A 12090-nucleotide genomic window follows, 5' to 3' on the forward strand; every position below is an offset into this window, starting at 1 on the left:
GCTGTCGGTCCAGTCTCTATCCCGAACACCCTCACTGATGACTCGCGAGGATCCAGCTTCCCCGACTCAACACGGCCCGAGTGCTTGATTCACCTCGCGAAAATCAACTGACAGTTCGTTACCGAATACTCCACCCACAACCAAGGAGGCGTCTTGCATCGCCCATTGAAAAACGAAGCTGGCGCCTTCGACCTGCCGTCCATCATTGTCGGCGCTGCGGTGGTCGCAATCCTCGCCTTGGGGGTTCTGGCCACCCTCTTCGGCGTCATCCCCTGGTCCCAGGACCTTGCGGCGAGGCAGGACCTGAAGGCGTTGGCCGATGCGGAGAAGACCGTCAAGGCCATAGGCGGTCAGGACACGGCGCCACAGAACATACACGGTCTCACCGGATACCAGGACTATCAGGTGCTTGTTGATCACGAAGTCCTCTCCGAAAGCGACGGCCTCGCTGCAGAAGCCGGCCAGCTCGGTAGCTGCTTCGTAGCAACAAGCACGTCCGCCACCGGGAAGGTCTTTTGGACCGACAGTATGAACGGGGAAATTACCGAATACAGGTCTGGGGACACCAGCGGATGCGGAGACCTCCAAAAACTGGCAGGAGAAAGCCCCCGGACGCCCAGCATCGCAATGGTGTCGACATGGAATACATCCGCTCCAGGTTGCGGGACGATCCAACTGCCGATCGACGGTGCCGTTTCCGGGACCATCGACTGGGGAGACGGAACAACGGATCCAATGAGTATCCGTCCCACGCACGCATACGCCAGCCCCAGCCCCTCCCAGAAGATCGCTCTCTCCGGGACCTTTACACAGTGGACGGGGACGAACGCGGCGCTCACGGCGGCGCTGCCCTGGTCGAGGGACTGCATAACTTCTGTCGACGAATGGGGTGAAGGTACCGGGGTGCAATCAATAGTCGGCGGCTTCGCGATAGCCCCGCGCCTGACCGATGTTGCCAAACCGCCGACCACCGTAACCGATATGACCGCCGCCTTCTACTACTCACAGGCCTTCAACGGTGACATCAGCGACTGGGACACCAGCAATGTCACCAGCATGCGTTCAATGTTCAATGACGCTCAAGCCTTCAACGCGGACATCAGCCGCTGGGACACCGGCAGCGTCACCGATATGGGCATGATGTTCTACCGCGCCAGCACGTTCAACCAGCCCATCGGCGGTTGGAACACAAGCAAGCTCACGACGATGGGCAGCATGTTTTCGTCCGCTACTTCCTTTAATCAGCCCGTGGGATCGTGGGACACCCACAACGTGAACGACATGCGAATGGTCTTCTCTGGTGCTAGCTCGTTCAACCAACCAATCGGCACCTGGAACACGAGCAAGGCCAACAGCCTCATCTGGATGTTTGCCAACGCCCCCGCTTTCAACCAGCCGATCGGCGATTGGGACATCAGCAATGTCACGAGCACATCCATGATGTTTGCTGGCGCATCCTCCTTCAATCAGCCCATCGGCAAGTGGAATACCGGAAAAGTAACTACCATGAGCGGCATGCTCGAAGGCGCTTCTGCGTTCAACCAGCCCATTGGAGCCTGGGACACCCGTAACGTCGAAAATATGGCCTACTTGTTTGCAGGCGCCTCCTCCTTCAACCAGCCGCTGGATGGTTGGAACGTCGACCGGGTAACAATGAAGGGGAACATGTTCACAGGTGCTGCATCCTTCAACCAGGACCTCAGTTCCTGGAAGGACAGCCTCCCGTCATGGGACACAGCTGGGTTCCCAGCACAGTTCCCCCGGGAATTTTGGCCGACCGTCCGCTAGCGAACGCAGCCCCGCCTTTCGTTGGCGGGTTTACGGTGAGCCGCACACCTCATGGGTATGACGACAATGAACCCCGCACGCCAACCCCAAGGCGTCCCCACAGGCGGACAGTTTGCCGCTGTCCCCCATGCAGAGCCTCGAATCTGCCTCGCCACCTCACCAGAGCTGGCCCCGCTCGGAAAATACCAGGTCTCCGCACCGGCACTCCAGGCCGCACGCGAAGTGTGGGCTGCCGTGGAAAAGGAACCCGGCTGGAGGCGGCATGAGGCCGCAGAGGTCTGGGCAAAGGAACGCGGCTTCGAAGCCGACACCTTCGACTACTACCCCGCCGCCGACCAGGCCCACGGTAACGGTGTCGTTCTGGTCAGTGAATGGGGCGCCGCCGTCACGCTCAGCGGCCAGGGCCGGCGCAACTTCTCCGTGGACCTCGACGGCGACACCGACACCCTCGACACCGGAGATGACGGAGGCAAGATCGCCCCGGTCACCTTCATCTACGTCTGACCCGCCTCAACTGAAAGGCCCCACATGACGACAGCCGCCATGTCTGCCCGGCACGCCGCCCACACCCTCGTCGACCCTGCGCTGGGCAAGAAAGCCTGGGCTCACGAGTCCACCGGCAGGCACTACGTTCCCCAGAGCCTGCGTGGATACCTGCTCGGCCGGGCCCTGGACGTCGTCATCGTTGCGGCAGCATCCTTCGCCCTGGCCAAGGGAAGGACGGCAACGACATCACCCCGGACGACAAACATTGGCACCTCCGCCGCACAGAGGGCGATGACCAGCTCGACCCCGGCGCGGCCGTCCACCTGTACCGGGTAGCAGCGGCTTCTTCAGCTACGAGCACGAAGGCGTCGGCTACGACACGGAGACGAGCACATTCGTCATCGACATGGACCACAAATTCTCCGCCTGACCAGACCAGCAGAAAGCAGGACAATGACCACCGCACGACAGCCCCAGGGCATCCCCACCGGAGGCCAGTTCGCCGCAACCACCCACTCTGAACCGCAGATCACCTTGCCGGCCGGTTCGACCAGCATCGAGGAATTCGTGGCGCAGCGCGACGCCGTCAGGGAACGCCGGGACGATGCCCGGGACGACTACGATGGCCTCGACATCCTCGCCCAGCGTCTCTCCGCCCGTGGAGTCGCGGCCTCCATCCTGGCCAAGTACCCCACCGCCGCAACGCTCAGGGTCGCGGAGAACCAGGACGGCGAAAACCAGTTCGACGCCATCTCGATCACCGCGGCCGACGGCACCGTGCTGGAGCATGTGGACGACGATGACGCGTGGACGTGCCACGAGATGACTCCAAACGGTCCGCAGATCCAGGAGCTGGTCTGGGAGTTCAACCCGAGGGACGACCGTTGGGCCCATAAGATCGGGGAGATCACCAACAGCAAGTTCGACGGCAAGACCGTCGACATTGACCTGCACGCGGCACTGAACGCCTCACTCCCCGACGAACAGAAGGACTGAGACAGCTGCTGCCAATAAGTGCCGGGGCGCCACCGTCCCGGCACTTTTGCGTCCCAGCCGTACACATCCCAGGCATGACCACAGACATCAGCCGCCAGCCCAAGGGCATCCCCGCCGGGGGCCAGTTCGCCGCCACCGCCCATGCCGAACCAAGCCTCGAGCTCGTCCCGGCGAACCCGAAGACCGTGACAGAGCACTTCCTTGGCCGCGAAGCGATCTTCGCCAAGCGGCGCCGGATCCACGAGCAGCTGGAGCGGCTGGAACGGATCCAGTCCGCACACTCGCTGCGCAGCGTTGCGGCCACGGTCCTGGCCCGCTTTCCCGGCGCAGCCACGCTCCGCGTCGGCGCCGACGAGGACGGCCGGGACGAATACGCACCTGTTTCCATCGCCAACGCCGACGGAGGTCTCCTGCAGCTGAACACCACACAGGCCGACTACGACGACGAGTGGATGTTCGAGCAGATGGTCCAGGACGGCCCCGACATCCGGGAACTCGTTGCCGATCTTGACTTCCATGACGACAGCTGGACCGAAGGCGTCGGCTTCATCCACGGAACCGGTAAGCGCCAGCGCAAGACAGTGGACATCAACCTCCAGGCCGCCCTGAACGCCCCCGACCCGTTCATCGCCGAAGAGCATGACCCCCGCACCCGGACGCTCTCCTCGGATGAGCAGACTGACCTGGTGGAGGCCGCCAACCACGGCGTCGCTGCGATGGAAGACGTCCTGGAAGACAACAACAGCTTCGATGAGCACCGGCAGTTCGAGGTGCTGGAGAACCTCAAGGACCGGGTCAACACCCTCCTGACGGTGACCAAGCAGCCAGAGTAGAAAACGAGAGGGCCCGTCCGGCACACGCTGGACGGGCCCTCTGTCATGTTGAGGATCAGACTGGCTTATAGTCCTCGACGGTCAGGCTGTCCAGGTCCAGAGAGACGAGATTGCCTGCCTTGTACTCCTTGTCCAGGACGTGCACTCGGGTTTCCAGGCCCGGCATGAGCCCGGTACGGCGCTGGTGCCAGTGGCCAGAGAAGACCAGCTTCGGCTCAGTGTTTCGGACCGCGTCACGGAGCAGGGAGCGGACAATGTAAGACTCGCGCTCGAGCGCCTCGGGCAGGTCGAACATGGTCTCCACGTCGATGCCCGCCGGCACATCGTGGGTGATGAGGACATCCAGCGGCTCCGTCCCCAGCAACCCGACGTCGCTTGGGACGGTTGTCTCTTCCAGGAACCAGTCCCGTCCTTCAGTGCCGCGGTACCGGTCTATCGAGTACGCACCGCCGAGCGCCCCGAAGCGCACTCCCCCGAAGTTCCACCGGTGCCCCCGCGGGGCGTACAGCAGCCGGTCGCTGATGACTCCGAACCCGTCCATATTCAATAGCAGGGCCCGCAACTTCGGGTGAACGTCATGGTTGCCGTCGACGAAGATGAAGGCCAGGCCCAGTTCCTCCAGCAGGCGGGCCAACTCCGCGGTGAAACCGCCGGGTTCGGGGTAGTCCGGGTACTCGTCGTACCAGAGTACCTTCAGGTCCCCGACATGGACGATCACCTTGTAGCCGTCCCGTGCGGCGCAGGTCAGTGCCTGGCGCATCCAGCGGTGTTGCCGTGCCAGTCCCCCGCGACAGCGATCTTGCGAATCTCGTCGGGCTCAATCCCGAGCCGCATCAGTGTTTCCATTCCCATCATGTGTGCGGCACAGGCGATGTCCGCACTCCCCCGTGCCGGCGGAAATGCATCGAGCCGCACACGTTCCGGGTATGACTACGATTACGGCCCGCCAGCCCAAAGGCATTCCCGCAGGTGGCCAGTTCGCCGCGACCGCCCATGCCGAGCCCGGCACCGTCCTGACGGCACAGCCCTCGTTCCAGGCACACTCCCATGCTGAACTCCTCAGCGACCGTCTGAACCACCTGGACGAAGCACGGGTCGCCCGGTCAGCGATCTACGACGCCCTGGAGCGTGGCGAATTTGGCGACGCCGGCGTCGTGGTCCGTGATCTCCGCAACGACGACCGGCTCCTCCGGCTCGCCATCGACCGCTACGTCGTAGCCGAGCACCAGGAACCCGGCTCCGCAAACCCCGAAGCTACGGGCCACGGCCTCGGCCAGCACCTCATCGACCTGCAGAACGAGGACATCGAGGACGGCGTCTACGCCCTCAAGGACGTCCGCTCATGACCGTCACTGCCCGGCAGCCCAAGGGGATCCCGGCCGGCGGCCAGTTCGCTGCGAGCACGCACGCTGATCCATCCATCCAACTGCAGCTGCTAAAGGAATCGGAGGACGTGTTCGGCATGTCCCCCGGCACGCGTGTCATGGCCGGAAACGAGTTCGGCACCATCTCCGAGGCCGGCAAGGACCGCAACGGCAACGTGACCGTCGACCTGGACGGCGGCGGCTCGCTGCACCTGAAAGCCGACCGTGTCGTGCCGTGGGAGGCATACCTAGACACGGTCATGCCGGCGGTGGACTACGACCCCGACCCGGAGACCCCTAAGATCGACCAGGCACAGGCGGACCGCGCCCTTCGGGGAAGCTTCGTCCGGATGCGCAACGCCCTGGACTCCGCCAACCGCAGTGGCGACACCTACTTCCAGGGCGTCGCCTTTGGCGAGGCAGAGGTGGCCGCAGCGCTGATGAACGCTGACGCTGATCCGGAGACGATCGGACGCAGCCGCGGTGAAGTGCTGAAGCTCGGCCTGCCGCTTGGCGCCGACCATGAGGCACTCTCCGCTGCTGAGATCAAGAAGCGCACGTCGGCACCCCTGACCTCGCTGCGGGCACGCCGTCTGGCCGGCTACTTCACGGCCCGGGCTGTCGAAATGCAGACCCACAACGGATCCATCCCCCAGCGCGACTGGGGTACGGCCGAGTGGACGAAGCAGGGTGCCCTGCTCGCGTACTCCCAGGCTGCTGTCCGGCTGGCTGATGGTATCCCCCACAGGGAGGACAGCTACCGCGAGAAGCGTTTCACCCGGCTCCTGGCCGATGGCGAAACGAACATCAACACGATCATCGGCGAGACGTTCGACGACGGCGCCTGGTAGCCATCAGGTCAGCGGCGCTGTGCGCTCCTAGTAGGCCCCGGGATCCGTTCCGCCGGCCTCCTCTCAGTCCACCGTTTACTAGCCCTGGACACTGGCTCCGGACCCTCAAAGCGTGTTAGCAGAACGGGCAGGTTGCCTCGTCGGTGATGGCCCAGCCGGAACGCTGCGCTGCGCGGACGGTTGCAGCGATCGTGATTGCTTCAAAGGTTGCAAATGACGACCGCAGGCACGTGCCTGACACGCATCCGTCACCCGCGAGTGTAGTGCGGTAGCTGACCTCGATGCTCATGAAGTCCCCTCACAGAGCGGCCCCATGCCGCGCTGATGTCCAGGACAAATCTACGAGGCCCCCGGACCATAGGGGCCAGTGGTGTGAAGACTTCACCCTGCCTTTCACCCCGTCAAACGGACTGAAGGACCGGCTACGAACAGATCCACTGGCTCCAGGCACTCCGAGAGCCTGTAACTACCAGAGTCACGGAGTGCCAGACAGGCGGACACGCAGGCACTCCGACCTTCAGGCCGCCATAGTCCGCGACTCTGTTGCATACAGACTGACAGGCGCTGGCAGTGGCCTGACCGCCAGAGTCCCTAGGGCCATAGACCCGCGCACCCACGGCCTCAGTGACTCTGTTTCCCCCGGATGCGCGGGGCCCGTGACCCTGTGACAGCCAGACTCGCGGATGTCTGTGACACCCAGACCCACAGACGCGGCGACCCTGTGACAACACACGCCGAGAGCCACAGACACTGTAGTTCTGTTCCTTCCAGAGTCCCTTGGTAACGGAGTCTGCGACCCACGGACTTACAGCGCCCCCGGAGACTGTGACACACAGACCAGCAGCCGCACGGTCTCTGTGACTCTGTTCCTCACAGACTCACCTACCCGGTGAGCCTGCGGCTAACAGATACACGTGATACGAGAGTCCGTGACACACGGACTCACAGACGACCGTCCGGGACCAACATAGCGACAGCCCGAGTGAGTCTGTAACTTCCTGCGCGACGGTGCCTGCGAGTCTGTCACTTACAGGCTCGCCGTGCGACAGAGTCCCGGACAAACAGGGTCCCTGACTCACGGTTCCCGTGCACGTGCAGACCCGAGAGGCCGCATGACCTTGTGACAACGCGACTAACAGAGTCCGGGACCGCGCGGCCCACGGACTCGCAGACCAACAGTGCCACGGACCACGAGGCCACAAAGGGGCTAATCCCTGGAATGGTGCACGGAGTCACGGACTCACTGCGTAACAGCGCCCGGGGACACGTGACTCTGTTACTACCAAACCAGCAGAAGACTCCGAGAGTCGCCGACTAACAGACTCACAGCCCATGTCAGTCACGGCGCCACAGCGACACGAAGTCACAGACACGCCGATGAACGGACTCTGTAAAAACTTTCTCGGCCCGCATCTCAGGGCGTCATGACGTGGCCCGAAAGCGACAGCGAGCAGTAACCGTCAGCGGAGCGGGGGAGTGGTCGGCCACTATGGCCCTCTGCAGCGGCCTGGAGCAGGGCCATACAGACGGCGAGGGCCGCGGGCGCGCAGCAACCCCTGCAGGCGCTGCCGGGAGCGCAGAAAGAACCGCCACAGACTCACAGAGTCGCGGACACACGTGCTCTGTCGTACGTTGAGTTTGAATACTGACGGCGGTTCTCCACGATGGGGGAGGTGTTGCCTGCTAACTTCTTCTTAGCGCTTCCCGGCGGCAACGAACCAGAGTTCCATCAAGGTCATCTTTTGGCCCATGAACTATTGGTACCTTCGTCAACCCGTCTGGCCTCAGCGCACGACGACGTTATCTATAGAAGGAAGCCACCATGAGGATCGTTGCGGTCATCAATCAGAAGGGCGGCGCGGCCAAAACCACCACGGTGATGAGCCTGGCGGCCATTGCCGCGCAGCATTCCAAGGTCCTGGTCGTCGACGTTGATCCCCAGGGATCGGTCGACCTCTGGGCAGCCAATGCGGAAAGCCTGCCCGAAAACGAACAGCTTCCCTTCGACGTCGTGTCAGAAACCGACCCCACGCACCTGCTTCGGATTCGAGAACTCGACTACGACATGGTCTTCGTGGACACCCCGGGCAACATCGACAACACCGCCGTACTACAGGCTGTCGTCGAGAACTCGGACTTCGTGCTCATGCCGACCGAGCCCGCCGGCCTGGGTCTCCTGCCCCTGATCAACACCTACAACAAGGTCGTGGCCAAGTCAGGGAAAGATTATCGCGCAGTCATCACACGAGTTGACACCACTTCTCTCGGTGACGCCGCCGATGCCCAGGAGTTCCTGCGCAACCACGGCCTCAATGTCTGTGACACCATCATCCGCCGTTACAAGGTGCACGAGCGGGCGCCACTGACCGGAGCCGTGGTCACCGGCTACGAGAACAGCAGGCACGCCCAGAAGGCTGCCTTGGATTACAAAGACCTGAGCCTGGAGCTGATGAGCATCTGGGCCAACAACAACAAGACGCTGGCCGGCGCCGCGTCCGGAAAGTAAGGAGTAGCAGCGATGGCACGCTTAGGCGCTATGAGCAGCATGTTGTCGGCCCGGGCCGAAGAACTGGTTGAAGTGACCAACCAGCCGCAGGTGCCCAAACTGGTTGCGGTGCAGCAAGACAACCAAGCTACGGATGCTCCCGCAGCCGTGGATCCGGAACCGGAAGCTTCGGAGGCCGCTGATGCCGAAGCACCCGCCGGCGACACCGCCCCGGCAGAAGTAGCTGCCCCGGAGGATGAGGAGGAAGACGACGCCGAAGAGGAAGAGTCCGCCCCTGCTGCTGCAGCTCCCGCGGTCGTACAGGAATCCAAGACGGTAAAGAAGACCAAGTCGACGGCAGCCAGGCGCAAGCCCAAGCCCGAGGCACCCGTGGTTCCGGCTCCGCCTGCCGAATCCAATGGCCGGGCCCATTACACGGAGCTGATCCGCAAGGAGCTTCGCCTGCACCCTGGGCAGTCTGCAGACCTGACAATCCTTACAGTCACCATCCACAACAAGAAGCGGGGGAGGGGTGAGCGCATTACGGACAACACCCTTATGCGCATTGCCCTCGACCTGCTCCTGGAGCGCAAGCACGAACTCCAAGGAACCACCGAGGATGAGCTGCGCGCTTCGGTCGGCCTACCACCTGTACAGTACGGCGACTAACGCGTGGGGGAGTAAGGCCCGCATCCCGGTAGGGGAGCGGGCCTTTTCTGTGTGGTCCGTGACTAACAGAGTCCGGGTGTGCGCGACTCCGTTAGTCCGGTTCTCCGTGTAGCTGTTCGTCACGGAGGATGTACGCCTGCGAGTCTGTTGCGCTGTGACTCTGTGAGCGTCACGCCGGGCGACTACATGTCATCGTATCGCCAGTCCGTGGCGTGGCCGGGGGAGGCCACATCCAGCCGCCCCACCCACGGTCAAGCAGGACGGCTGAACGCGATGTCGGCGAGCATCCAGTCGTCGGGAGGCCCTTCGTACTCATGCCAGGGATAGTCATCGTCGGGTGAGAGCAGCTCCGCGACCGTTCTGACATTCCGCGCCAGCCATTCGCGCCAGATGGTCCGTTCGATGCGGTAGCGCTGCAACTGCGCCGCCACTGCCTCCAGAACGCCGAAGTGTTCCGCCAGGGCCTTCAAGGAAGTGGACGCCACCCGCGACCACGCCAGGTCCCGACCGCGACGGGTGAGATTCCATGCGGAGAGCAGTTCCAGCGCCTCAATCACTGCGGTGCGGGAGAGCCTGGTAGTGCGGACCAGGGCCATCGTCGATAGGGGAGTGGGGGAGTGCTCCAGCGCTTCATAGACGAACGCAGCCGGTAGTCCTAGTTCCCTGAACACCGGCCGCAGCGCGTGTATCTTGCCCTTCTGCCAGGACACATCCTCTGCTGCCTCTTTCAGTTCTTCGGGCACGGTGAGCATGTAGAGATCGCCCTTCGTGCCGCGTCCCTGTTCGATGAGCGTCACGAGTGGATCCGGTTCGGCCCTGAGGGCCCGGAGGTGGACGCCGACACTGGTGTGGTCCATCCCAGTGGCCACAGCCAAGGACCTGATCCCGAACTCGATGAACCTGCTGCCCGTCATATGGGCTGCTTCTCCAAGGGCACGCAGGAGCATTCTCCGGCCAAGTCCGCTGCGGGCGTCCTGGTAGCGGACTTCCCGGATCCGGAGTGCATTGCGCCAGGTCCGTATGTACCGGTGCTCGGCATCGGAATTTTTCACAGGTGAATTACTGCCCTGTAATCCTTGCGGCTGTGTATTTGGCTGGCTTGTGGGGGATTTACGGACATGTCTTTGGCCTGACTGGCTAGGGGGATTTTTCTTGAGGTGCTCGATGGCCTTGAGCCAGTCGCGCTTCAGGGAAGGCGCACGGTGCCGGGAGGCGTAGCGGGCGTAGAAGGAGGCCAGACCTGGCCAAAGGCCCTGCTTGAGGCGGCGGTCGACATCGGTCAGGCTGAGCCCTGCGGCTGCCGCGCCGGTAATGACTGCCTGCCTGGCGTCCGAATCCGAGGTGTACCGTTTGGTGTCGTACAGTCCCGTCGTGGCGATGAGCTGCATGGCGCGGGACATACGCCCGGCTGAAGGAGTCGCTGTAGGAGCGTCAAGATCCGGGGCGAAGGCTTCCTGGTTGCGGCGGGCACGGACGGCCGCGATCTCTGCAGCCAGGTCGCCGGCCAGTGCTTGCCATACCTCTGCACTGTTGGGCCTGCGGACGACGTCGTAGGCGTGGGACAGGCTGCCCTCGAGCTGCTGGTGGCCGCCGCGTTTGTGTGGGGATCCCGGGGTTCGCATGCAGCCGTGAAGGAGGTTTTGGTGCGGTGTCTTGTCGAGGCTCCGTAGCCTGGTGCCAAGGGCTTCAACGAGGTCGCGGGCTGCGGCGAACGGGACACGCTCTGCCAGGGGAACGTAGAGGTGGCGGCCGCCAGTGGGGGAGTGGTCCTCAATCCACCGGGCCCCGAAGCGGCTCAACCAGGCTTTCGTGGCGTTGGTCTCCGCGTCAACCAGAGTTGTTCCGCCGACAGAGGTATCAAAGTCGAGGAAGATAGCCGTGCAGCAGCCGTCCTTGCCGAAAATACGCACGGCGGCGGGGACGGAGGGGAGACCCTCGGTCAGGTTGCGTTCGTGCTTCAGCGGATAGGACTTGCCGCCATCACGGGAGAGGCGCACCCGTGCCTGGCCGGCCAGGCACGGTGAAAGAGCGGCCCACACGGTGGCTGGGTCGTCAAAGCTGGGGGACACGCCGTGACTAACAGAGTCACGCAGGACGTGAGCGTGCTGGGGTACGATATTAGTATTCCTTCAAGAGGGAATGGCTAAAGGCCGGTCCTGGCAGACCGGTTTTTGCAAAAAGAAAGCCTGAACAGGGCTTTTGTCTGATTTACGAACTGTCCGCCGGGAAGCAAAGCAGTTCGTGAATCACTGGCTTCGAAGGCCCGCCTCGTGCGGGCCTTCATCATTTAAGAGGCTATTTGGATCGGTAGCTCCTCCTGGCGCCTGATCTTGCTCAGGTCCGTGTGGTCGATGCGTTCATTGACGATGTGGGCCAGCCAGTCACTGACGTACTCGAAACCTTCGGCTTCGGCCAGCTCCCGGACAATATCCGCGCGCGGCGTGGCGAGGCGGAACGCCATGACGCGTCGGTCGCCCTTGCCGGGCCTGCCGGCCCGTCGGTTTGTTGTAGCCATGTTTCTCACTGTCCTTTGAATTCCAGCGCCCCTTAGAGCGGCTCGATTTGTTCTCGTGACACCGGGCCAATTGGCCTTCAGAAACTGCCTGGCAGCAATTGCT

The 12090-nt window shown here is 63.0% G+C and carries 13 protein-coding genes; 9 read left to right on the forward strand and 4 right to left on the reverse strand.

Annotated features, from left to right (window positions below; genetic code table 11):
• Positions 1-312 precede the first annotated feature (312 nt).
• From ACNAOU_RS25455 to ACNAOU_RS25475, 5 genes are all read left to right on the forward strand, one after another.
• Positions 313-1788 (forward strand): BspA family leucine-rich repeat surface protein, encoded by a 1476-nt coding sequence (locus ACNAOU_RS25455; RefSeq protein ID WP_422759246.1) that lies wholly within the window; start codon positions 313-315, stop codon positions 1786-1788.
• Between the two features lie 57 nt (positions 1789-1845).
• Entirely contained in the window at positions 1846-2292 is a 447-nt protein-coding gene (locus tag ACNAOU_RS25460; RefSeq protein WP_227471668.1) for a hypothetical protein, read from the forward strand.
• Positions 2293-2316: 24 nt separating this feature from the next.
• Positions 2317-2610 (forward strand): hypothetical protein, encoded by a 294-nt coding sequence (locus ACNAOU_RS25465; protein ID WP_193593925.1) that lies wholly within the window; start codon positions 2317-2319, stop codon positions 2608-2610.
• 117 nt (positions 2611-2727) lie between these two features.
• Positions 2728-3270: a hypothetical protein gene (locus ACNAOU_RS25470; protein ID WP_193593924.1), complete on the forward strand. Its 543-nt coding sequence runs from the start codon at positions 2728-2730 to the stop codon at positions 3268-3270.
• A gap of 74 nt (positions 3271-3344) precedes the next feature.
• Positions 3345-4103 carry a hypothetical protein gene (locus ACNAOU_RS25475; RefSeq protein ID WP_193593923.1) on the forward strand — a complete coding sequence of 253 codons (759 nt, stop codon included), beginning with the start codon at positions 3345-3347 and terminating at the stop codon, positions 4101-4103.
• Between the two features lie 55 nt (positions 4104-4158).
• Here the strand turns inward: ACNAOU_RS25475 and ACNAOU_RS25480 are convergent, their stop codons facing one another.
• A complete protein-coding gene (locus ACNAOU_RS25480) occupies positions 4159-4863 on the reverse strand; it encodes a metallophosphoesterase family protein (protein ID WP_193593922.1) in 705 nt (234 codons plus the stop codon).
• 166 nt (positions 4864-5029) lie between these two features.
• Between ACNAOU_RS25480 and ACNAOU_RS25485 the strand changes: the two genes are divergently transcribed.
• Entirely contained in the window at positions 5030-5449 is a 420-nt protein-coding gene (locus ACNAOU_RS25485; RefSeq protein WP_193593921.1) for a hypothetical protein, read from the forward strand.
• Positions 5446-6318: a hypothetical protein gene (locus tag ACNAOU_RS25490; protein WP_193593920.1), complete on the forward strand. Its 873-nt coding sequence runs from the start codon at positions 5446-5448 to the stop codon at positions 6316-6318. Before ACNAOU_RS25485 ends, ACNAOU_RS25490 begins: the two co-directional genes overlap by 4 nt.
• 115 nt (positions 6319-6433) lie before the next feature.
• On the opposite strand, the gene ACNAOU_RS25495 is transcribed toward ACNAOU_RS25490, so the two are convergent.
• A complete protein-coding gene (locus tag ACNAOU_RS25495) occupies positions 6434-6607 on the reverse strand; it encodes a hypothetical protein (protein WP_193593919.1) in 174 nt (57 codons plus the stop codon).
• Between the two features lie 1533 nt (positions 6608-8140).
• Here ACNAOU_RS25495 and ACNAOU_RS25500 point away from each other — a divergent pair.
• Both ACNAOU_RS25500 and ACNAOU_RS25505 read left to right on the forward strand, forming a co-directional pair.
• Positions 8141-8824 carry a ParA family protein gene (locus tag ACNAOU_RS25500; RefSeq protein ID WP_193593918.1) on the forward strand — a complete coding sequence of 228 codons (684 nt, stop codon included), beginning with the start codon at positions 8141-8143 and terminating at the stop codon, positions 8822-8824.
• Between the two features lie 30 nt (positions 8825-8854).
• Positions 8855-9472 carry a hypothetical protein gene (locus tag ACNAOU_RS25505; protein ID WP_227471667.1) on the forward strand — a complete coding sequence of 206 codons (618 nt, stop codon included), beginning with the start codon at positions 8855-8857 and terminating at the stop codon, positions 9470-9472.
• 251 nt (positions 9473-9723) lie between these two features.
• On the opposite strand, the gene ACNAOU_RS25510 is transcribed toward ACNAOU_RS25505, so the two are convergent.
• Positions 9724-11541: a MarR family transcriptional regulator gene (locus tag ACNAOU_RS25510; protein WP_193593917.1), complete on the reverse strand. Its 1818-nt coding sequence runs from the start codon at positions 11539-11541 to the stop codon at positions 9724-9726.
• 218 nt (positions 11542-11759) lie between these two features.
• Positions 11760-11987, reverse strand: a complete 228-nt coding sequence (locus tag ACNAOU_RS25515) for a hypothetical protein (protein WP_193593916.1) — start codon at positions 11985-11987, stop codon at positions 11760-11762.
• Positions 11988-12090: the final 103 nt, after the last annotated feature.

The sequence above is a fragment of the Paenarthrobacter sp. C1 genome (assembly GCF_049315185.1).
Taxonomy (GTDB): Bacteria; Actinomycetota; Actinomycetes; order Actinomycetales; family Micrococcaceae; genus Arthrobacter; species Arthrobacter nicotinovorans.